This is a genomic window from Halonotius sp. GCM10025705, assembly GCF_042662885.1.
GTDB classification, from domain to species: domain Archaea; phylum Halobacteriota; class Halobacteria; order Halobacteriales; family Haloferacaceae; genus Halonotius; species Halonotius aquaticus.
In genome coordinates, this window is the sequence record NZ_JBHSZD010000001.1 from 2150480 (window position 1) to 2172368 (window position 21889).

Sequence of the window (21889 nt, forward strand, 5' to 3'; positions counted from 1 at the left end):
ACTGACCACCGCTCTTTTTCATCGCCCGGTCATACCACCGACAAATGACAACAATCGATCTTGCACTCGACTGGACACCGAACACGAACCACACCGGCTTCTACGTCGCGCTCGCGGAGGGCTACTACGCCGACCGCGGACTCGACGTGTCGATCCACTCGCCGGCCGACGACGACTACGAGACGACGCCGGCAAAGCAGGTCGCCACCGGCGAGGCAACGCTGGCGATTGCGCCCTCCGAGAGCGTCATCAGCTACCAGACCCACCCCGACTACCCGTCGCTAACTGCTGTCGCGGCGGTCTGTCAGGAAGACAAAAGCGCGATCGTCACGCTCGGCGACAGCGACCTCGACCGTCCGGCCGATCTCGACGGCCACCGCTATGCCTCCTACGACGCCCGCTTCGAGGATCACATCGTCCGCCAACTCGTCCGCAACGACGGCGGCGACGGCGACATCGACATCGTCACGCCGCCGAAACTCGGCATCTGGAACACCCTGCTTGACGGTGAGGCGGATGCAACCTGGGTGTTCATGCCGTGGGAGGGCGTCCTCGCGGCCCGCGACGGGATCGATCTCAACGCCTTCTATCTCGACGAGTACGACGTGCCGTACGGCTACACACCCCTGTTGTTGGCCCGCCCGGAGACGATCGCTGACGGCGACGCCCTCAGCGACTTCCTCGCGGCGAGTGCCCGCGGCTACCAGTTCGCGGTCGACAACCCCGATCGGGCCGCCGACATCCTCGGTGAGACGGCCGAGGGCATAGACAACGACGACCCCGACTTCCTCCGTGAGAGCCAACGCGAACTCACCGACGCGTATCTCACCGCTGACGGGGGTGGGGAACGATGGCCCACGATCGCTGGGACGCGTTTGTCGAGTGGCTCGCCGCCAACGATATTCTCACCACGGTTGACGACGAGCCGATTCCCGCCGATGAGTTGTCGACGAGCGAGCTCTACACGAACGACCTCCTCTCTGACGCGTAACTGCGCCCGACACCCGAGTTACTCGCTGTCGACAACGTCCGGGAGTTCGACAGTCGCTGTCGTTCCTGCCGCCCCGGTTTCGTAGCTAACACGCCCACCGAGGGCGGTCGTTCCCCACTCGACGAGCCACAGCCCGATCCCGCTGCCGTGTTCGAGATCCGTCTCTGTGCCCTCCTCGATCACGCCCAGTTCGTGTTCCGGGATGCCGTCGCCGCTATCGCTGACCTTGATCCGGACGGTCGACCCGGTGGTGGTCGCCCCGACCGTGACATTCCCGCCGCCGTGTTCGAGGCCGTTTTCGATCAGGTTGTCGAGCACGCTTTCGAGCAGTTGGCGGTTCGTCTCGATGGCGAGGGCATCCGGGATTTCCGTGTCGACATGCCCACCGTGGTCGTCGACGAGCGGCTCGGCAACGTGATCGACGAACGTGGCGACCGGAATCGATTCGGTGCCCAGTTCGTCGGGTTCGAGTGTCCGTTCGACCATCCGGGCTTTCTCGCCGAGTTCGAGCACGTCGTCGGTGTTGCGTTTTGCGGTTTCGAGCATGTCGACGTACCCCTCGTCGTCGACGCCCTCGGCGACCACTTCGAGGTACCCGCTGGCGACGTTGAGATCGTTGCGGAGGTTGTGCCGAAGGATACGGTTGAGGACGGCGAGTCGCTGCTCGCGTTGGCGTTCGAGCGTGATGTCCTGGAGCGTGATTGTGTGTCCAACCGTGCTGTCGGCTGAATCCTCGATCGGCGAGACGGTGACGGCGTAATCACGCCTTCTGGTGTCGCCGTGACGGATTCGCTGGTCGTCGCTGTCGAGATCGATATCGAGGGCGATGTCATCGAGTGAGTTTCCGAGGAAAGCCGGTTTTGCGGTGTCGACGATCTCGGTTGCCGCCTCGTTGGCGTTGATGATCCGGCGGTCGTCGTCGACGATGATGATACCGATCCCCAGATCGTCGATGGCGGTCTGATCGCCTGTTCGGCGGGCCGCCGGCGTCAACTCGAACATATTCCGCCGGAAGAAGGCGTACATATCAAGCCCGAGATGCGCCGGAAACAACAGCGGGGCGAGGTTGAGATGTGGAACCGGGCCGGCGTCGAATATCCACAGCAGGATCCCGGGGATAACCGGGAGCGGCGACAGCGCGAGGGCAAGCGTCTGGGAGCGATACAGCGGGCCATAACTCACGAACGTCTCCAGCAAGACGAGCACCGCACCGGCGGTGAAGATCATCAGCGTCAACAGGATGAGAAACAGCCACGCCTCGTTCGTGTAGGCGACCGTCGCCGCGCCGAAGGTGGGGTCGATCCGGTAGTTACTCCAGACGAGCTGATGGCGTGGATTGGTGGCGATCAACCCAACGAAGCCGAGCGTGAGAGCGACGAGCCCGGCCATCGGCGTCGACCGCACCACATCCTTCCGGCCGGTGTATTCGAGGGCGAAGGCCAGAAACAACAGGCTCGTGAAACAGGTACCCAGCCAGATCGGGATCTCAAACAGCACCCGGAGTGCCGGATCGAACACGAGGAGAGCGACGCCGTAGGAAAACGCCCACAGCGCGATGGCACCGATCATCGTCATGAACAACGTCGCCCCATCCTCGTCGCGATAGGGCCAGACGTAGGCGAGAAACGCCAGCGAGAGCAGGCCGGAGCCCAGCGAGGCGATCGCCGGCCACGAAAACGCGCCAAACACTGGGCCGGCCTACAACCTCCCGTTACATAACGATTCGCGTCAGGTTGCCGGGCAGTGAGCCAATGAGATGGAGAAACCTCCGCCGCGCTTGATCCCGCAGCGACTCGATTCGCTCGCGGAACGCCGGCAGCTCTCACGGCTCCCGTCTGTCGCCGTTCGAGCACATCGCAGTCTCTCTGCGATCGACCACGCGTTCGGAAGTCGATTAACCTTAGTCCCCGCGGCGTGTCCCCTCCCGCAATGCCAACCGGAGAGTACGATCCCGACGCCGTCGAGTCCACGTGGCAACAGCAGTGGCTCGACGACGAAACGTACGCCTACCCTGACGACGCGACTGACCCGAACACGACCTTCGCCATCGACACCCCGCCGCCGACCGTCTCGGGGAGTCTCCACTGGGGTCACGTTTACGGCTCCATCCTGCAGGATATCGTCGCCCGATTCGAGCGCATGCAGGGCAACGACGTGTTCTATCCCTTCGGCTACGACGACAACGGGATCGCCTCCGAACGCCTGACAGAGTCGGAACTCGACATCCGGCATCAGGATTTTGACCGCTATGAGTTCCAAGAGAAATGCCGGGAGGTCTGTGCCGACTACGAGGCGGAGTTCACCGAAAAGATGCAGGCGATGGGCACCTCCATCGACTGGAACAACACCTACCAGACGATCTCGCCGCGAGTTCAGCGTGTCTCCCAACTCTCCTTTATCGATCTCTACGAGCAGGGCCGCGAATACCGCAAGAAAGCCCCCGCGATCTGGTGTCCGGACTGCGAAACCGCCATCTCGCAGGTCGAAACCGAGGATCACGAAGAACAGTCCCACTTCAACGATATCGCCTTCGAACTCGTCGAGAGCGGACGTGAGCCGGATTCCGACGCCGTCAGCGACGCGGACTACGAGTATCCGACGCCGACCGACCCCGGCGACGACATCGTGATCTCGACGACCCGGCCCGAACTTATCCCGGCGTGTGTTGCGATGTTCGTCCACCCCGACGACGACCGCAACGCGCATCTTGTCGGCGGTACCGCCCGCGTCCCCGTCTTCGGCCACGAGGTTCCGATCTACGAGGACGACCGTGTCGATATGGAGAAAGGTACCGGCGTCGTGATGTGCTGTACCTTCGGTGACCAGACTGACATCGAGTGGTACCAAGCCCACGACCTCGATCTCCGGGTCGCCATCGACGAGTCGGCGACGATGACCGACCTCGCCGGCGACTACGAAGGCATGAGCACCGAGGACGCCCGCGAAGCCATCGTTGAGGATATCGACGACGCCGAGCAACTCCGCGATCGCTGGGAGATCGACCACGTCGTCCAAGTACACGAACGCGACGATGTGCCCGTCGAATACCGCGTCACCGAGCAGTGGTACGTCGACGTGCTCGACAAACGCGAGGAGTATCTTGACGCTGGCCGGGAGATGGAGTGGTTCCCCGAGAAGATGTTCACGCGGTACGAACACTGGATCGACGGCCTGAGTGGGACTGGTGTATCTCCCGGCAACGCTCCTCCGGAATTCCGTTCCCGGTGTGGTACTGCGCCGACTGCGACAACGAAGTCATCGCCGACAAAAGTGAGCTGCCGGTCGATCCGCTTTCGGATGAGCCACCGGTCGACAGCTGTCCCGAGTGCGGCCACGACGAACTCGTTCCCGAAACCGATGTCTTCGATACGTGGGCTACGTCGTCGTTGACGCCGCTCATTAACGCCGGCTGGGACTGGGACGACGAGGCCGAGGAGTTCACGATGGATCGCCCCGAGATCTATCCGATGGATCTCCGGCCGCAGGGCCACGACATCATCTCCTTTTGGTTGTTCCACACCGTCATCAAGTGTTACGAGCACACCGGCGAGGTGCCGTTCGACACGACGATGATCAACGGGATGGTGCTCGATGAGAATCGCGAAAAGATGTCGAAATCAAAGGGGAACGTCGTCGATCCCGACGCCGTCCTCGACGAGTACCCGGTCGACGCCGCGCGGTTCTGGGCCGCCGGCAGCGCGATCGGCGACGACCTGCCGTACCAGGAGAAGGGCCTCCGAGCGGGCGAGAAGCTGATCCGCAAGCTCTGGAACGCCTCCAAGCTCGTCGACTCGCTGGCCCCCGAGCCGATCGACCGGCCCGACGATCTCGCCGCGCTTGACCGCTGGCTGCTGGCGGAACTCGACGCGACAATCGAGGATGTCACCGAGTTGCTGGCAAACCGTGAGTTTTCGAAGGCCCGCGACGGCCTCCGAACCTTCTTCTGGGGCACCTTCTGTGACGACTACCTCGAAATCGCCAAACAGCGACTCGACGACGGCGACGATCAGTCGGCAGTCTATACGCTGCGCACCGCCCACGAGCGGTTCCTCAAACTGTTCGCGCCGCTGCTGTCGCATGTCACCGAGGAGCTCTACCGCGACATGTACGATGCCGACGAGAGCGTCCACCAGTCGGCATGGCCCGAGCCGCTCGGCATCGACGCCGACAGCGAGGGCGGTACCGCCGCGATGGCGGTTGTCGGCGCGCTCCGGAAATACAAAAGCGACCAGCAGCTCCCCCTCAATGCCGAACTGTCGGCAATCGAGGTTTACGGGCCGATTGCGGGCTTCGAAGAGGACATCCGCGGCGTGATGCACGTCGATGAGCTGACCGTCCTCGACAACGAGCCTGAGATTGAATCCGTCATCACCGACATCAGCCTCGACTACTCGAAGGTTGGCCCCGAATACGGCTCGCAGGTGCCTGCCCTCGAAGACGGTATCGAGGCCGGCGAGTACGAACTTGTCGACGACGAACTCCACGTCGCCGGCGAAGCACTCGGCCCGGACTTCTTCGAGGTCAACCGCGAGCGCCGCTATGCTGGCGACGGCGAGATGCTCGAAGCCGGCGACGCGATCGTGATTGTCGCCGAGGTATAACTCGCCACCCGACTGCTGTTATTCGAGGTCGACACCGACCGCGTCTTCGACTGAGTCGAAACCATCGCGTTCCAGCAGGGCAAGCAGTCCCTCATTGATATCGCGAGCGATCCCCGGGCCTTCGAACACGAGTCCGGTGTACAGTTGGACGAGGCTTGCACCCGCACGTATCTTTTCGTACGCTCCTCGGCGTCGCTGACGCCGCCGACGCCGATGATCGGCACGTCGGTGCGCTCGGCGATAAACCGGATCTGGTCGGTTGCGTCGTCCTCGATCGGTTTCCCGGAGAGGCCGCCGGTTTCAGCCTTGTTCGGATTTTGCAGCGAGTCGGGCCGGCTTGTCGTTGTGTTGGTTGCAATAACGCCATCGAGATCGAGGTCGTCGACAACGGCCAGCGCGTCCTCGACAGCGGGATCAGGGAGATCCGGCGAGAGTTTGACCAACAGGGGGCGGCTCCGGCGGCTTTCAGGCCACCCAAGATCGCCTCCAATGAATCCCGGTTCTGTAGTGAGCGCAACCCTGGCGTATTTGGACTGGAAACGTTGACCGCGAAGTAATCGCCCGCGTCGGCGACCCGCTCGTAGGTATACAGGTAGTCGTCGGCTGCCTCCGCAAGCGGCGTCGATTTCGATTTGCCGATGTTGACACCGAGCGGCACATCGGGCTGTGGTTCGCGGTCAAGGCGGTCACCGATTCGGTCGGCCCCCTCGTTGTTGAATCCCATTCGGTTGATGAGCGCGCTGTCTTCCGGCAGGCGAAACATCCGTGGCTGTGGATTGCCGGGCTGTCGCTCGGCGGTGACGCCGCCGATCTCGACGTGGCCAAACCCAAGGGCGGTCAACACGCGGGGGATCTCGGCGTTTTTGTCGAAGCCGGCGGCGACACCGACCGGCGTGGGAAACTCACAGCCGAACACTGACTGCTGGAGCCGGTCGTCGGTGACAGCGTATCGCTCCGCAAGGACGGTTTCGAGTGGGGTATCTTGGACGGCCTTCAGGCCGCGGTGTACCGTGTTGTGGGCTGTCTCCGGGGGAGAAGAAAGAGGGCCGGCTTTGCGGCGTCGTATAGGCTCATTGGGTGTGCTATCCGCTCGCAGTACAATCAATCCGACGAAGCGGATCGCGTTGCGACGCTCGTCGTGACGGCGGTGGTGGGAGCGCAATGCTATCGGTGTCGCACGACCGAGCGAGCGTCGATGCCCTGTATGCGACTGCTTTTCGAGCTCTGAAGGGATAGCGGACGGTTGCTGACAGCGAGGCGTTAGAAATCGTGTTGGACTGTATCCGGATCGGCCTTCTGGATGATGATCTTGTCCTCGCGCACCCGCACGAAGACCTCGTCGCCGATCTCCATGCCGGCGACCGCAAGCTCGTCTTCGTGCAGATTGACGTGGACGTTGTGGTACTCACCGTCGTCGTCTTTGGCCCCACTCGGACTCAGCTTCTTTTTACGAACCATCGCCGGTGTCTATCCCCATTCGCCACAGAATTCATATAAGTGTTGTTTACCGCTGTGTGGCTGGCTCGTTAGGCGACTCGGGGTCAGGTGTGCTTGCTGGCTCGCTGCTAGGAAACTCATCGATCAGAACCACTGGCCTGCGTGTGATCGTATTTAAAAGATCGCCCGTTGAGTGTTCAAATCCCCGATATATTTATATCAATGCATGTCCTCGGTTGGCATGGAGCCACAAACCATGGTACGTGAAGACGGTAAGCGAAACTTTGCACTCCGCGAGGCGGACGGCACCGAAGACAGTGTCTTTTCGGGCAACACTCCCCGACAGGCCGCGCTGAAGGCGGCCCGGCGGCTTGATCCAGCCCCGTCGGAATCGGCTGCCGACCGGGTTTCGCTCGAACTCCGTGAGAAAGGCACCGACAAGGTACACAAGTATGAGGGGTGGGCCTGGGAGGAGACAGCCCCTGACAACTCGCCCGACTGGATGCCCGATGAGATCACCGAAGCGAACGTCTCCAAAGAGGGCATCGAACACCTCGACGAGTGACCGGAGTCGCTGCCGTGTTGGCCTCGCGTTCTTTGAACCGCCGTCACTTCCGGTAGCGTTTTGTCTCGGTCACACTGACCGTCCGCTTGCGCGGCAATCATCCGGCGCGACCGTCTGTGCGAGACAGGGGATGACCGTTCGACCTCCAGCCGCGCTACATTTGACTCTCAGCATCGACCAGCGACGCATACCGTCGCTGTGTCGTATCAGTACCACCCCATCATGGTCGCGATCTATCTCTCCCGATTCTGCATGTGGGTTCGGCGCATGAAACCGCATGACGTGGTGGGTTCGCTTCGACGGTCTTTTATATAAACCCCGTCTTCGATAGGATGCACTGGTTGTGTGTGGAAACACGCTCGACCACCGCCGTCCGGAATCGCCGGACGGCACCCAGATCGAACCAACGCCCTTAAGTACAACAGGGCGCTCGACTGGAATGCAGCAAAAACACACCGCGAGCCGCCGACCGTTCGAATCGGTCAGCACTCGCATGGATCACGTGGCCACCACACCACGAGTGATCCGACGGGCTTATACGGCCCAATCGGATACACTCAGATCCGACACAATGGGGATCCCACCCCTGCGGTACGCCGTACAGACGGGATCCGACGTTAGCCTTGGTAGTTCGGTGCCACCCGATTGCTCGCGTGGCCCCGAACACAGACCATGCAATGAGACACATTTTGGTGACCGATTCCTGTCAAGGAATCGTTCCCGCCAACCCCCAACTCGCTCTCCGAGTGAGTTGGACACATTCCGGTTGATCCTGCCGGAGGACATTGCTATTGGGATTCGATTTAGCCATGCTAGCCGAACGAGTTCACACTCGTGGCAGATAGCTCAGTAACACGTGGCCAAGCTACCCTTCAGTCGGCAATACCCTCGGGAAACTGAGGCTAATGGCCGATATGAAACAGACGCTGGAATGCACTGTTTTCTAAAGACACCGCTGAAGGATGCGGCTGCGGCCGATTAGGTAGACGGTGGGGTAACGGCCCACCGTGCCAGTAATCGGTACGGGTGATGAGAGTCAGAGCCCGGAGACGGAATCTGAGACAAGATTCCGGGCCCTACGGGCGCAGCAGGCGCGAAACCTTTACACTGCACGGAAGTGCGATAGGGGAATCCCAAGTGCGAGGGCATATTAGCCCTCGCTTTTGTTGACTGTAAGGTGGTCAACGAATAAGAGCTGGGCAAGACCGGTGCCAGCCGCCGCGGTAATACCGGCAGCTCGAGTGATGTCCCATATTATTGGGCCTAAAGCGTCCGTAGCTGGCCACCCAAGTCCATCGGGAAATCCACCTGCCCAACGGGTGGGCGTCCGGTGGAAACTGGCTGGCTTGGAACCGGAAGGCTCAGAGAGTACGTCCGGGGTAGGAGTGAAATCCCGTAATCCCGGACGGACTACCGATGGCGAAAGCACTCTGAGAAGACGGCTTCGACAGTGAGGGACGAAAGCTAGGGTCTCAAACCGGATTAGATACCCGGGTAGTCCTAGCTGTAAACGATGCTCGTTAGGTGTGGCACCCACTACGAGTGGGTGCTGTGCCGTAGGGAAGCCGCTAAACGAGCCGCCTGGGAAGTACGTCCGCAAGGATGAAACTTAAAGGAATTGGCGGGGGAGCACTACAACCGGAGGAGCCTGCGGTTTAATTGGACTCAACGCCGGACATCTCACCAGCCCCGACATCAGTAATGACAGTCATGTTGACGACATCTGCTCGAGCTGATGAGAGGAGGTGCATGGCCGCCGTCAGCTCGTACCGTGAGGCATCCTGTTAAGTCAGGCAACGAGCGAGATCCACGTTCCTAATTGCCAGCACCACCGCACGGTGGGTGGGTACATTAGGAAGACTGCCAGTGCTAAACTGGAGGAAGGAATGGGCAACGGTAGGTCAGTATGCCCCGAATGGGCTGGGCAACACGCGGGCTACAATGGTCAGGACAACGGGTTCCAACACTGAGAAGTGACGGTAATCTCGCAAACCTGGTCGTAGTTCGGATTGCGGGCTGAAACTCGCCCGCATGAAGCTGGATTCGGTAGTAATCGCGTGTCAGCAGCGCGCGGTGAATACGTCCCTGCTCCTTGCACACACCGCCCGTCAAAGCACCCGAGTGAGGTCCGGATGAGGCCCTGTTACCAGGGTCGAATCTGGGCTTCGCAAGGGGGCTTAAGTCGTAACAAGGTAGCCGTAGGGGAATCTGCGGCTGGATCACCTCCTAACGTCCGAGATCTGGCCTTCTAGGCCAGACTCACCCTTCATACTCATTGCGTCTGTGTCCCAGTCATCATCCCCGATGAACTGGGGTCTTCGGCCCACGCGTGCAATCGGGCACCTTCGAACTACCAAGGCTAACACGCTCGGTCGATTCCTCGACCGAGGCGGGCTCATAGCTCAGCGGCAGAGTGCCTCCTTTGCAAGGAGGATGCCGTGGGTTCAAATCCCACTGAGTCCATGTCAGCACGCATCCGAACCGTGTCCCTTATACGGGTTACACGGTTCGAGTGTGATACGACAAGATCGATGCACCATCCCGTGCAAGCGGGTTGGGAAGGATCGAGCGTCCCAGATCTACCACCCTGGGTCGCCATGAGATCGTGTGTACGTGCAATCCAGGCGTCCACTGGATCCATTACAGTTTGCGTGTTCTTCCGAACGCGCATACCGGGTACAGTGAACATACATTGAGGCGAGTTATACTCGTCTCGCGAGGTGATCCTTTGGATCACCTCACCAGCGATAACATTCGTCCGAATGTTATCTCTTCAACTGGCTACTGTGCCAGCTGGTGAACGGCTCGGCTCGAGTGCCGATGAAGGACGTGCCAAGCTGCGATAAGCCTACGGGAGCCGCATGGAGGCGAAGAACGTAGGATCTCCGAATGGGAATCCCTCTCACAATTGCTTTGCGCAATAGGGAACGTCGGGAATTGAAACATCTCAGTACCGACAGGAAAAGAACGCAACCGCGATATCGTTAGTAACCGCGAGTGAACACGACACAGTCCAAACCGAAGCCCTCACGGGCAATGTGGTGTCAGGACTGACAATCACCGATCGAACGCTTTTGAGAAGTCTTCTGGAACGGAGCGTGATACAGGGTGACAACCCCGTATCAAAAGCAAGTACATCGCGCGTCAGCTCCAGAGTAGCATGGGTCGGAACTCCCGTGTGAAAACTCCCGGGCATCCCCCGGAAAGACTAAACACTCCTCGAGACCGATAGCGAACAAGTAGCGTGAGCGAACGCTGAAAAGCACTCCGAGAAGGATCGTGCAATAGGGCCCGAAATCAGCTGGCGATCGAACGACGTGGCATACAAGGTCTCACTCAGAATGACCGAGGTGCAAGCCTCCAGTAAGACGAGTGAGAAGCCGATGTTGCGTCGTACGTTTTGAAAAACGACCCAGAGAGTGTATCTCCATGGCAAGCCTAACCCGATGATCGGGGCAGGCAGAGCGAAAGCGACATGGCCGCAGTGCTTTGCACCAGGGCCGCCGTGTTCAAGCGCGGGGAGTCGTGGGGATACGACCCGAAACCGAGTGATCTACACATGGGCAGGGTGAAGCGTGCCGAAAGGCACGTGGAGGCCCGTTAGCGTTGGTGTCTTACAATACCCTCGCGTGACCTATGTGTAGGGGTGAAAGGCCCATCGAACTCGGCAACAGCTGGTTCCAACCGAAACATGTCGAAGCATGACCTCACCCGAGATAGTCCGTGAGGTAGAGTGACCGATTACTCGTCCCGCCCTCGAGAGAGGTCGGCCGGGTTGTCGAACTCCAAACTTACGGACGTTGTAGACGGTGGGAGTCCGGACTGCGGGGTAAGCCTGTGGTCCGTAAGGGAGACAACCCAGCGTACGGTTAAGACCCAAAATACGGATTAAGTGCAACCGAAGGTGGTCTCGAGCCCTAAACAGCCGGGAGGTGAGCTTAGAAGCAGCAACCCTCTAAGAAAAGCGTAACAGCTTACCGGCCGAGGTTCGAGGCGCCCAAAATGATCGGGGCTCAAATCCGTTTCCGAGACCGTACAACACCAATCATGGTGACTACGTAGGTTGGCGTACTGTTCGAGTGGAAATACGGGTGAGAACTCGTATGGATCGTACAGTAACGACAATTCTGGTCACAGTAGCAGCGATAGTCGGGTGAGAACCTCGACGACCTTACGAGCAAGGGTTCCTTGGCACTGTCATTCAGCCAAGGGTTAGTCGGTCCTAAGTCCCCTCGCAACTCGACGGGGACAACAGGGAAACTGGTTAATATTCCAGTACCAACACCACTCAAAGCCAACGCTTTGGGAAACACCGCACCGGGTTTTCGCCCGGTCGAATCGGTCACGCCCGTGGAAGCCGTCATGGCACGAAGCGGGTAACTACCGAGACAGGGAAACGCGGTGGTACCTAGAGCCCGTGAAACGGCAAGCGTGTTGTCCGTACCAAGATCCGACACAGGTGCTCAGGCAGCGAAAGCCAAGGTCTGTCGGGCCCCAACCGGCGTTAGGGAATTCGGCAAGTTAGTCCCGTACGTTCGCAAGAAGGGATGCCTGCCTCCAGCGAGGCAGGTTGCAATAACTCGGACGCTCCGACTGTCTAGTAACAACACAGGTGACCGCAAATGCGCAAGCACTCGTACGGTCACTGAATCCTGCCCAGTGCGGGTATCTGAACACCTCGTACAAGAGGACGAAGGACCCGTCAACGGCGGGGGTAACTATGACCCTCTTAAGGTAGCGTAGTACCTTGTCGCTTCAGTAGCGACTTGCATGAATGGATCAACGAGAGCGTCACTGTCCCAACGCTGGCCCCGGTGAACTGTACGTTCCAGTGCGGAGTCTGGAGACCCCCAAGGGGAAGCGAAGACCCTATAGAGCTTCACTGCAGGCTGTCGCTGAGACGTGGTCGCTACTGTGCAGCATAGGTAGGAGCCGTTACACAGGTACCCGCGCTAGCGGGCCACCGAGGCAGCATTGAAATACTACCCGGTAGTGACTGCGACTCTCACTCCTGGCGGAGGACACCGGTAGCCGGGCAGTTTGACTGGGGCGGTACGCGCTCGAAAAGATATCGAGCGCGCCCCAAGATTTCCTCACTCGGGTCGGGAACCCGAGGCAGAGCGCAAGAGCAGAAGGAAGTCTGACAGTGATCTTCCCAACGAGGATCGCTGACGCGAAAGCGTGGTCTAGCGAACCCACAGAGCCTATTGATGAGGCTTGTGGATGACAGAAAAGCTACCTTAGGGATAACAGAGTCGTCACTCGCAAGAGCACATATCGACCGAGTGGCTTGCTACCTCGATGTCGGTTCCTCCATCCTGCCCGTGCAGACGCGGGCAAGGGTGAGGTTGTTCGCCTATTAAAGGAGGTCGTGAGCTGGGTTTAGACCGTCGTGAGACAGGTCGGCTGCTATCTATTGGGGGTGTAAGGTACGTGCCATGAACGATCGTATAGTACGAGAGGAACTACGATTGGGCACCACTGGTGTATCGGTTGTCTGAGAAGGCAGTTGCCGAGTAGCCACGTGCCGCGGGGTAAGAGCTGAACGCATCTAAGCTCGAAACCCACATGAAAAAGACGTACCATTGAGGACACTCGTAGAAGACGAGTTCGATAGACTCGGGATGTACGCACCAAGGCAACGAGGTGTTGAGTCCACGAGCACTAACAGTCCAAGCCAATATTCATACTATGCACTGTGACCCACTGTAATGGGTCCAGGCGCGAACTGGATTGCACGAACACGCGATAAGCAAACGAGCGATCGTGAGGTGGTAGGATTGCCGACAGTGGTCTGGTAAGATACCAGTTCGATTCTGGTAGTCGGTTTCGGCGGCCATAGCGACGAGGTTCCACCCGTACCCATCCCGAACACGGTAGTTAAGCTCGTCAGCGTACCACGCGGTACTGGAGTGGGAGACCCTCTGGGAGTTGTGGTTCGCCGCCACCCATTCATACTTCATTCAGTCTTGGCGAGTCACTTCCATGGCTCGCCGACACGTTTTGACCGGGTAGCGGCAGCCCTCGCGATCATACGTGAGCGAGGCGAGTAGTGTCAGGAACGGCAGCGGTCGCTGTCAGTTCATGCAGGCGGGCTAACCGCTGGCTTAAGCGACTCTCGGAGATACTACAGCACGCGCCAAGGTGGCAGAGTCCGGCCTAACGCAGCGGCCTGCAGAGCCGCCCATCGTCGGTTCAAATCCGACCCTTGGCTTCGTTTCCTTTCATCAGCCTAGTATTGCTACTGACACCGTTCCTGTCCGGAGTCGATGCACGCAACGTATTAGCCGGCGGTGACAGCCACCCATATGGGCTCTCGTGAGACATGGGCAACGCGGCTGGGATTCATCCTTGCCGCGATCGGCAGCGCGGTGGGACTGGGCAACATCTGGCGGTTTCCGTTTATTACCGCCGAGTCGGGCGGGGCCGCATTCCTCGTTGTCTACCTCCTCCTTGTTGCGTTTATCGGGCTGCCGGTGATGCTTGTCGAGTTTGTCATCGGGCGTGAGTCAAAACAAAATGTCGTCGACGCCTTCCCGGCGATCGGCTACGGCAACTGGAAGGCGATCGGGGTGATCGGCTCGATCACCGGCTTCATCATCCTCTCGTACTACAGCGTCGTCGGCGGGTGGGTCATCCAGTATATTTTCGGAAGTCTCACCGGCGCGTACACCGGTAGTGCGGAGGCCTACTTCGGGCAGGTCTCAAGCGGGCTGAACACCGCCGGCTTTGACCTGCTGTTTATCCTGCTTGTCGCTGGTGTTGTCGGCTTCGGCGTTCGCGACGGACTTGAACGGGCCGCAAAGCTGTTGGTACCGAGTGTGGTCGGACTCATGCTGTTTTTGGCGGTGTACGCTGCAACGCTTCCGGGTGCTGCCGAGGGGTATGCGTACTATCTCTCACCGAATCTTGCGACGTTGCGCAGCGACGCGCTTGCGATCCTGCCGGCTGCGGCCGGTCAGGCGTTTTTCACGCTCTCGACCGGGGTGGGTGTCATGATCACCTACGGCTCGTATCTCGATGAGGATCGAAGCCTGCTGCGTGATGGGTTCGTGATTATGCTGGCTGACACCTGTATCGCTGTTCTCGCTGGGCTGATCGTCTTTCCAGTGTTTTTCGCCCAAGGCATCGCTCCAGGGGACGGTGGGATCGGCGCGACGTTCGTCAGTCTGGCTGGCGCGTTCACCACGCTTCCCGGCGGTCGACTTGTCGGAACGGTCTTCTTTGTCATCCTCCTGTTGGCGGCTCTGACGAGTGCGTTCAGTATTCTTGAGGTGATCGTCTCGTTTATCATCGACACCACCGGGAGCGCGCGCTCGTATGCAACCGCTGGTTCGGTGGCTGGCATCTTTATCGTCGGACTCCCCACGGCGTTTGATCTCCAGTATCTCACCGTCTACGACGCCATTGCAAACAACGTGCTACTGCTGCTTGGTGGATTGCTGTTGGCGCTCTTCGGCGGGTGGGTGTACGCCACCGACGCGATCACAGAGTTCAGCAAGGGACTCACCTCCCCGCAGTTCATCCCGAAACTTTGGATTTGGGTACTCCGAGTGCCGGTTGTTGTGGTGCTCTCATACGTGTTGTATCAGAATATCGTCGACGTGATTCAGACGATCCAAACCAGCCTTCTCTGATCGCTCCGGTTGGTTGACCCCCAATCGACCACGGAGTGACCGATATCCAGTTACCGCCGTAGTGCTGACATACAGTATGGACATCCGGCAACTGCACCGCGATCTGATCGAGCTCCATGGGCGACCAAACAAGACGTATAGCGAAGATGGCGTCCGGCAGCTCCTCACGACGATCCTCTCTCAGAATGTTGCCGACGTACAGACAGCCCGTGCCTCCAAGGAGTTGTTTGCGGCCTATCCCGACTATCGGGCGATGGAAACGGCCGACCACGACGAACTGGCAGACGTTATCTCCGAGGTTGGGTTGATGAACCAGAAGGCGACGCGTATCCAGCGGTCGCTGGCGGCGATTCGCGAGGAGACGGGCGGCGAGTACACGCTGGCGTTTCTCGATGCGATGGACACCGAGGACGCCCAGGCGTGGCTGACCGATATCAAAGGCGTCGGCTCGAAGACCGCGAATGTCGTGTTGAACTTTCACTTCGAGAAGCCAACCTTCGCGGTCGACACCCATATCGAGCGACTGGCGACCCGGTTCGGCCTGATCGAGGAATCGACGACGGCCGACCACGCACACGAGGTGCTGAATGAGATCGTTCCAGACGATATCAAATACAGCCTGCACGTGCTGTTGATCACGCACGGCAAGGAGTACTGTTCGGCACAAAACCCTGACTGCGATAATCCAGTCTGTGCGAGCTACTGTGAGTGTCCGTCCTGTTGAGCGTGGCGTCGGCTCTCAGTACACGCGCCGTGTTCCCCGGGTGCCTGTCTCTCGCTTCGGGTTAGCTGTCGTCGAGATCCGGCAGTTCGATCCCACCGGTGTTGTGGATACTGCCACCACCGCGGGGCCCGTTTGCGCCCAACTGCTGTCGTGCCTGCAGCCCTGATTGGTAACACTCGATCACTGCTGTGGCGTGTCGCTCACACGCCAAGATCCCAACCGCGCCGGCTTCGACAAAGATGAGTGGCATACCGCCGCCCTGCTCGTGATTGCGACAGGCTGGACACTGAATCCCGCCAGCCGGCAGGTGGCCTAACAGCTCTGCGTTGTCTTCGGTTGTGAGTTCGCAGATCGCCCGAAACTCCTCAAGATGGGCATCGCAGCCAACGACCGGCACCGTGAGTGTCTCCACAAGGAGAAACGAGATCGCCTGTCGACCACCGGATTCCAAGGCCGCACGACAGTCCGAGCAGTGGGGCCTGTCTCCGAGTGGTGGTGCCGCGTTTGGTTCCATCGGGTACGTCTCTAGTCGTCCGGCGGCAAGGTAAGTGGTTGGGTTGCTCCCGGTGTGCGCTCAGTAGGCTTCAAGATCGACGTTTCCCACGAGCGGCTGAGCCCGGTGGTTCTCCAGTTCAACATGAGGTGTGAGGTGTTGCTCGGTGACCGAACCCCGTTGCGGCAAGCGAAAGGAGCCATCCGACGGTGGGCAGCCCTGTCAGTAAATAATTAACTCTCACAAAATTATTTGAGTATTGGGGCCGAACACTCGGCTGAGATGGCTGAATCGACACCGACGTCGTGGACAGCCGACACCAGCGGTCGGGAGCGGGTTCGGCATGTCGCGGAGACGCTGACCGAACCAACGCCTGTCGGCGAGATCGCCGAGCGAGCCGAGGTTTCGCGGGCGACCGCGGCCGACGAACTCCAAGGGTTGGCCAGCGACGACTGGGTGACCGAAACGACCGTCGACGGCACGCAGGCCTACGATCTGAACCCGGTACGATTACTCCTCGACGAGGTGACCGACCTGATCGACGACCACTCCCGCGAGGAGTTAGAACAGCAGCTGGCGGATCTGAAAACCGAACAAGAGGAGGTGGCGGCGGCATACGACGCTCCCTCACTGGCTGCGTTTCGGGAGCAACTGGCGACCGAGGAGCTGTCGGCGGCCGAGCTGCGTGAGCGTCGGAACGTCATCGAGACGTGGGAGGCGATCAACACGGAGATCGGGCTCGTGAAACACGCCCTTCAGCTGTACGACGATGTCGTCGAACTCGCCTCACCGCAAACTGACTCGTCGTCAACGCTCGCCTGATGGTGGTGTTGCTCGCCAACCGGGCGAACCTGCAGGCCCGACGACTCCACAACCGGATCGCCACCCGGCTTCGCGGCTCCTGTGAGACGGTGTGGCGGCGACGCGCCGAGTCCGGCGAGCCGGGGCCGTACCGCGTCGTCGGCGAGGTAACGCCGCGGCGGTTTCTCGGGGTTGACGCCTATCCGACCGATGACGCGCGAATCGAGATCGGGGTTCGACTCGAAATCGAGGTCGAGTACGAACACTACTGGTGTACCTGGATCGAACCGGATCGTGGGCTTGCAGTCGGGTGGCATCAGGACGGGAGCCACGAGGAGTTAGGGCCGGTGCATCTGCAACTCGATAGCGGGGAGCGGGTCGTCGACCGACAGGCGGCGACGTTCATCGACGCCCATCCGCTGGCGGTCGTGGCGCGGCGACTCGCGTCGCTTGGTGAGGTGGTGCAGGGTGTGACACGGGAAGATGGCGAGCCTGTTGGGATCGAAATTGCAGGCGAAATAGACAGGTAGTACTGTATACCACGGCGAGCGAAGCGAGCCGTGGTTTCACCGGCCGCGACCGTAGGGAGCGGCCGGCAGTTTTAGTCCAGGTTTTGCAAGGAGCGGTGCCCGCAGCGAACGAAGTGAGCGAGGACACCCGACGCAGCAAAAGTGGAATGCCGCCTCCCCGATTTGAACGGGGGACAGCTCGATCTTCAGTCGAGTGCTCTCCCAGTCTGAGCTAAGGCGGCGCGCACTCCAGACGAAGTGGATTGCAGTAAAAAGGATTTCGAAAGACGGCACCGCGGCGGTGCGGTCGCGTCGCCAGTGGCAGTACCACGAGCGAGCGCAGCGAGCGAGTGGCGCAAGGAGCGACCACCGGGAGCGACGCCGCGTTTTGGTCAGCTTTTGCCGAGGGCTGCCGACGGCAGCCCGCAGCGCAAAAGGTGGATGGGCTCGGGCGGAGTTGAACCACCGATCTCAGCCTTGTAAAGGCCGCGTCATAACCACTAGACCACGAGCCCGCATTCGATGTCACCGCCCGCCTGTCAATAACGGTTTCCTTCCGCGTCGGAAGCCATATCCCCCGTTCAGCCCAACCGATGACCAATGGCCCGGCCCCGCACGTGCATCCTGGCACTCCTCGCGGTCACCGTCATCGTCGGCGGCGGTGCCCTCGCTGTCACCAGCGGCGTCTTCGCCGGCGACTACGAGTGGACAACCGTCACCGTCGTCGACGGCGACACCGACACGGAACTCGCCACCGTCGACGCGCGAATCGCCGACACCTTCGAGAAACGCTACACCGGTCTGAGCAATACCACCGCGCTCGACCCCAACGAAGGGATGTTGTTCATTCACAACAGCGAGGGCCGCCACGGGTATGTCATGCGTGACATGGCCTTCCCGATCGATATCGTCTTCATCGATGCCGACGGCGAGATCACGACGATTCACCACGCCGAGCCCGACGACGACGGGACGTTCCGCGGTACCGGGAAATACGTTCTTGAAGTCCCGTACAACTACACAACCGACAACGACATCGCGGTCGGTGATCGGGTCGAGATTCCCGACGAGTATCGGTCTTAGTACGATTTTGATGCAGGCATGAGAGAATAGTAGGTGTAGAAAGCCCTCGGCCCGCTCGACTCCCGCGGCTCGCTGCGCTCCTCGCTCACTGCGTTCGCTGCGGTGCTTACGTCGCCGGGGTTCGTCGACCGTGCCTCGCCCTTTCATTCCGCCAGGAATAGCGGTTGGTCGATTGACCGAACCATCTGACTGTTTGTCGAATACTACCCCCACCGAAGCCAACCCTCTTGCCGACTGCCCCATTACGGATCCCAATGAGTAGCGTCGAGCCGGCGGCCGATGACGACCCATTCGAGGAGCAGCGCGAACGGGTCGATGATCCTATGCGCCGGCTGGTCGGCGAGTACGGCCGGCCCTACTGGCTGTCGGTCACCCTCGGCGTGCTCGCCAGCCTCGCCGCGCGCCTGCTGGATCTGCTACCAGTGATCCTGCTCGGCGTCGCCATCGACAGCCTGTTTCAGGGCGTCGAACCCTTCTCGCTGCCGTTGGTGCCGCAAGCATGGCTGCCGACCAAACCCATCGACCAGTTCACACTCGTTATCGTCCTCATCACGGCCTCCTTTGTCGTCGGCGCGGGCTTTCACTGGCTCCGCAACTGGGGGTTCAACTCCTTCGCCCAGGACATCCAACACGACGTGCGCACCGATACCTACGACACGATGCAGCAGCTCGATATGGGCTTTTTCGCCGACAAACAAACCGGCGAGTTGATGTCGATTCTCTCCAACGACGTGAACCAACTGGAGCGGTTCCTCAACGACGGGCTGAACTCCGCCTTCCGGCTGGCGGTCATGGTCGTCGCCATCGCCGCGTATCTCGTCTATCTCAACCCCCAACTTGCGGTCGTCGCGCTCTCGCCCGTCCCGTTGATCGCCCTGTTCACCTATATTTTCGTCACGACGATCCAACCGAAATACGCCGCCGTCCGCTCCAGCGTTGGCGACGTGAACTCCCGGCTCGAAAACAACCTCGGCGGCATCCAGGTCATCAAATCCTCCAACACCGAGGCGTTCGAGTCCGGCCGCGTCGACGACGTCTCGCGGGACTACTACGAGACCAACTGGGGGGCGATCACGATCCGCATCCGCTTCTTCCCTGGCCTCCAACTCATCTCCGGGGCGGGATTCATCCTCACCTTCCTCGTCGGCGGGCTGTGGGTCTTCTCGGGGTCGGGGCCGGGCCCCTTCACCGGCACGCTCTCGACCGGCGAGTTCGTCGTTTTCATCCTCTTTACCCAGCAGCTCGTCTGGCCGATGGCCCAATTCGGCCAGATCATCAATATGTACCAGCGGGCGGAAGCCTCCGCCGAGCGGATCTTCGGGCTGATGGACGAAACCGACGCGCTCGAAGACGACACCGGCAGCGACGATCTCGTCGTCGACGACGGGCAGGTCGCATACGACGACGTGCGCTTCAGCTACGGCGAGGAGCCGGTGCTTGACGATATCAGCTTCAGCGTCGACGGCGGCGACACGCTCGCCCTCGTCGGGCCGACCGGTGCCGGCAAATCGACCGTCCTCAAACTGCTCTTGCGGCTCTACGATCCCGATTCGGGGACGATCCGGATCGACGGCCAGGAGATCCAGTCGGTGAGCCGCACCTCTCTCCGGCAGGCCATCGGCTACGTCGGCCAGGAATCCTACCTGTTCTACGGCACCGTCCGCGACAACATCGCCTACGGCAGCTTCGAGGCGACCGACGCCGAGATCCAGGCGGCCGCCGAGGCCGCCGAAGCCCACGACTTTATTCAGAATCTCCCCGACGGCTATGAGACGATGGTCGGCGAACGCGGCGTCAAACTCTCCGGTGGCCAACGCCAGCGGATCGCCATCGCGCGGGCGATCCTCGAAGATCCGGCGATCCTCGTCCTCGACGAGGCGACAAGCGATGTCGACACCGAGACGGAGATGCTGATCCAGCGCAGCCTCGACGACCTCACGACCGACCGGACGACGTTCGCCATCGCCCACCGGCTGTCGACGATCAAGGACGCCGACCGGATCGTCGTCCTCGAAGACGGCCGGATCGTCGAGCGCGGCACACACGAGGAACTGCTCGACGCCGACGGACTCTATGCGCACCTCTGGGGCGTCCAAGCGGGCGAGATCGATTCGCTACCGCAGGCGTTTATCGATCGTGCGAGTCGCCGACAGGCCCGCACCGAGACGGCCGAAGACGACTGATCATTAGTCGGCGTCTCGCGGGGTGTTTCGCTGCTCTCGTGGCATCGCTACGTGTCACACGGCTTTTACCCACAGCCACGGAACAAACGCCAATGAGTGATCTCGACGCCGGCGACACCGTGGCCCTCACCTGCCCGGCCTGTTCGCCCCACGACGACACCGTCCACGAGGTACTGAAACCGGGCGGCACCGCGACCGTCCGCTGTAACGACTGCGAGCACGTTCACAAGGAGACGATCGAATCAACGACGACAGTCGAGAAACGCGTGATCGTCTCCCAGGGCGGTGAGTCGGTCAGCACACACATCGATGTCGACCCTGAGGAGCAGGTCGCCGTCGGCGATGAGTTCATCGTCGACACCCCCGAGGCGATCTTTCAGGCCCGGGTCACCAGCCTCGAACCCGCCGACGGCGACGCTCGCCCCGAGAGCGCGGTCATGGAGGAGATCGAGGCGATCTGGACGCGCGCGGTTGACAACGTCTCGGTCAACGTGACCCTCCACCCCAACGACGGCTCACGCGACGAAAGCCGAAGTCTCACGGTCAACGTTCCCGGTGACTACGAGCTGTCCGTCGGCGAGACCGAATCCTTCGGCGACGACGAGTTCACGATCACCGGGCTGTTGGTTCGAGATGACGCCGAGGGCTACCGGTTCGATCAGTTCGACGAGGATGGCGATATGGTCTACGCGAAGGACTGTAAGCGGGTCTACGGGGTCGACGAGCAGACGACGGCCTGGTCGGCGTGGTAAGGCGTTATCTGTCGAGTCGGTAACACCGCTGTTTCTACTGGAAACCGTACTACGATTACTGAGGCCCAGAAAGCCCTCGACGCTATCGACTCCCGCGGCTCGCTGCGCGCTTC

General features: G+C 60.6%; 12 protein-coding genes, 4 tRNA genes, 3 rRNA genes and 2 pseudogenes. 15 read left to right on the forward strand and 6 right to left on the reverse strand.

Annotated features, from left to right (window positions below; genetic code table 11):
- Positions 1–44 precede the first annotated feature (44 nt).
- Entirely contained in the window at positions 45–1076 is a 1032-nt protein-coding gene (locus ACFQJB_RS12005; protein WP_379727652.1) for an ABC transporter substrate-binding protein, read from the forward strand.
- On the opposite strand, the gene ACFQJB_RS12010 is transcribed toward ACFQJB_RS12005, so the two are convergent.
- Complete coding sequence (locus tag ACFQJB_RS12010; RefSeq protein WP_379727654.1) at positions 1010–2680, reverse strand: histidine kinase N-terminal 7TM domain-containing protein; 1671 nt, start codon at positions 2678–2680, stop codon at positions 1010–1012. The two genes, ACFQJB_RS12005 and ACFQJB_RS12010, sit on opposite strands and share 67 nt — an antisense overlap.
- Before the next feature lie 240 nt (positions 2681–2920).
- Between ACFQJB_RS12010 and ACFQJB_RS12015 the strand changes: the two are divergent.
- Positions 2921–5592: pseudogene (locus ACFQJB_RS12015) on the forward strand (valine--tRNA ligase).
- 18 nt (positions 5593–5610) lie between these two features.
- Here the strand turns inward: ACFQJB_RS12015 and ACFQJB_RS12020 are convergent.
- Positions 5611–6666, reverse strand: a pseudogene (locus ACFQJB_RS12020) (quinone-dependent dihydroorotate dehydrogenase).
- A gap of 186 nt (positions 6667–6852) precedes the next feature.
- On the reverse strand, positions 6853–7050 hold the full coding sequence (locus ACFQJB_RS12025) for an AbrB/MazE/SpoVT family DNA-binding domain-containing protein (RefSeq protein ID WP_120103794.1): 198 nt from the start codon (positions 7048–7050) through the stop codon (positions 6853–6855).
- A 235-nt stretch (positions 7051–7285) separates the two neighbouring features.
- Here ACFQJB_RS12025 and ACFQJB_RS12030 point away from each other — a divergent pair, with 235 nt between their 5' ends.
- The 8 genes from ACFQJB_RS12030 (at position 7286) to ACFQJB_RS12065 (ending at position 15955) form a co-directional block, all read left to right on the forward strand.
- A complete protein-coding gene (locus ACFQJB_RS12030; protein WP_120085877.1) occupies positions 7286–7594 on the forward strand; it encodes a non-histone chromosomal MC1 family protein in 309 nt (102 codons plus the stop codon).
- Positions 7595–8353: 759 nt separating this feature from the next.
- A 16S ribosomal RNA gene (locus tag ACFQJB_RS12035) occupies positions 8354–9822 on the forward strand.
- Positions 9823–9985: 163 nt separating this feature from the next.
- Positions 9986–10057 (forward strand) — tRNA-Ala (locus ACFQJB_RS12040).
- Positions 10058–10366: 309 nt separating this feature from the next.
- Positions 10367–13280: ribosomal RNA gene (locus ACFQJB_RS12045) — 23S ribosomal RNA — on the forward strand.
- Positions 13281–13422: 142 nt separating this feature from the next.
- Positions 13423–13544: ribosomal RNA gene (rrf, locus tag ACFQJB_RS12050) — 5S ribosomal RNA — on the forward strand.
- The 16S, 23S and 5S rRNA genes sit together here with 2 tRNA genes alongside, the layout of an rRNA operon.
- Positions 13545–13732: 188 nt before the next feature.
- Positions 13733–13808, forward strand: a tRNA-Cys gene (locus ACFQJB_RS12055).
- Positions 13809–13902: 94 nt separating this feature from the next.
- Positions 13903–15231 (forward strand): sodium-dependent transporter, encoded by a 1329-nt coding sequence (locus ACFQJB_RS12060; protein WP_379727656.1) that lies wholly within the window; start codon positions 13903–13905, stop codon positions 15229–15231.
- A gap of 76 nt (positions 15232–15307) precedes the next feature.
- A complete protein-coding gene (locus ACFQJB_RS12065; protein WP_379727658.1) occupies positions 15308–15955 on the forward strand; it encodes an endonuclease III domain-containing protein in 648 nt (215 codons plus the stop codon).
- Positions 15956–16016: 61 nt separating this feature from the next.
- Here the strand turns inward: ACFQJB_RS12065 and ACFQJB_RS12070 are convergent, their stop codons facing one another.
- On the reverse strand, positions 16017–16469 hold the full coding sequence (locus ACFQJB_RS12070; protein ID WP_379727660.1) for a hypothetical protein: 453 nt from the start codon (positions 16467–16469) through the stop codon (positions 16017–16019).
- A 261-nt stretch (positions 16470–16730) separates the two neighbouring features.
- Here ACFQJB_RS12070 and ACFQJB_RS12075 point away from each other — a divergent pair, with 261 nt between their 5' ends.
- Together ACFQJB_RS12075 and ACFQJB_RS12080 are read left to right on the forward strand one after the other, a co-directional pair.
- Positions 16731–17270 (forward strand): DUF7342 family protein, encoded by a 540-nt coding sequence (locus ACFQJB_RS12075; protein WP_379727662.1) that lies wholly within the window; start codon positions 16731–16733, stop codon positions 17268–17270.
- The gene (locus tag ACFQJB_RS12080) at positions 17270–17779 is read left to right on the forward strand and encodes a hypothetical protein (protein WP_379727664.1); all 510 of its coding nucleotides are present in this window, start codon (positions 17270–17272) and stop codon (positions 17777–17779) included. Before ACFQJB_RS12075 ends, ACFQJB_RS12080 begins: the two co-directional genes overlap by 1 nt.
- Positions 17780–17926: 147 nt before the next feature.
- Here the strand turns inward: ACFQJB_RS12080 and ACFQJB_RS12085 are convergent.
- Together ACFQJB_RS12085 and ACFQJB_RS12090 are read right to left on the reverse strand one after the other, a co-directional pair.
- A tRNA-Phe gene (locus ACFQJB_RS12085) sits at positions 17927–18000 on the reverse strand.
- 200 nt (positions 18001–18200) lie between these two features.
- A tRNA-Val gene (locus ACFQJB_RS12090) sits at positions 18201–18273 on the reverse strand.
- Between the two features lie 85 nt (positions 18274–18358).
- On the opposite strand from ACFQJB_RS12090, the gene ACFQJB_RS12095 reads away from it, so the two are divergent.
- The 3 genes from ACFQJB_RS12095 (at position 18359) to ACFQJB_RS12105 (ending at position 21776) form a co-directional block, all read left to right on the forward strand.
- Positions 18359–18841: a DUF192 domain-containing protein gene (locus ACFQJB_RS12095; RefSeq protein ID WP_379727666.1), complete on the forward strand. Its 483-nt coding sequence runs from the start codon at positions 18359–18361 to the stop codon at positions 18839–18841.
- A gap of 254 nt (positions 18842–19095) precedes the next feature.
- Complete coding sequence (locus ACFQJB_RS12100; RefSeq protein ID WP_379727668.1) at positions 19096–21024, forward strand: ABC transporter ATP-binding protein; 1929 nt, start codon at positions 19096–19098, stop codon at positions 21022–21024.
- 92 nt (positions 21025–21116) lie between these two features.
- Positions 21117–21776: an HVO_0476 family zinc finger protein gene (locus ACFQJB_RS12105; RefSeq protein WP_379727670.1), complete on the forward strand. Its 660-nt coding sequence runs from the start codon at positions 21117–21119 to the stop codon at positions 21774–21776.
- Positions 21777–21889 lie beyond the last annotated feature (113 nt).

Bases quoted from the DNA above. Each gene is read 5' to 3' on its own strand.
- ACFQJB_RS12005 (WP_379727652.1), top strand. From the start codon at position 45: ATGACAACAATCGATCTTGCACTCGACTGGACACCGAACACGAACCAC.
- ACFQJB_RS12060 (WP_379727656.1), top strand. From the start codon at position 13,903: ATGGGCTCTCGTGAGACATGGGCAACGCGGCTGGGATTCATCCTTGCC.
- ACFQJB_RS12100 (WP_379727668.1), top strand. From the start codon at position 19,096: ATGAGTAGCGTCGAGCCGGCGGCCGATGACGACCCATTCGAGGAGCAG.
- ACFQJB_RS12065 (WP_379727658.1), top strand. From the start codon at position 15,308: ATGGACATCCGGCAACTGCACCGCGATCTGATCGAGCTCCATGGGCGA.
- ACFQJB_RS12075 (WP_379727662.1), top strand. From the start codon at position 16,731: ATGGCTGAATCGACACCGACGTCGTGGACAGCCGACACCAGCGGTCGG.
- ACFQJB_RS12025 (WP_120103794.1), bottom strand. From the start codon at position 7,050: ATGGTTCGTAAAAAGAAGCTGAGTCCGAGTGGGGCCAAAGACGACGAC.
- ACFQJB_RS12095 (WP_379727666.1), top strand. From the start codon at position 18,359: ATGGCCCGGCCCCGCACGTGCATCCTGGCACTCCTCGCGGTCACCGTC.
- ACFQJB_RS12070 (WP_379727660.1), bottom strand. From the start codon at position 16,469: ATGGAACCAAACGCGGCACCACCACTCGGAGACAGGCCCCACTGCTCG.
- ACFQJB_RS12080 (WP_379727664.1), top strand. From the start codon at position 17,270: ATGGTGGTGTTGCTCGCCAACCGGGCGAACCTGCAGGCCCGACGACTC.
- ACFQJB_RS12030 (WP_120085877.1), top strand. From the start codon at position 7,286: ATGGTACGTGAAGACGGTAAGCGAAACTTTGCACTCCGCGAGGCGGAC.
- ACFQJB_RS12105 (WP_379727670.1), top strand. From the start codon at position 21,117: ATGAGTGATCTCGACGCCGGCGACACCGTGGCCCTCACCTGCCCGGCC.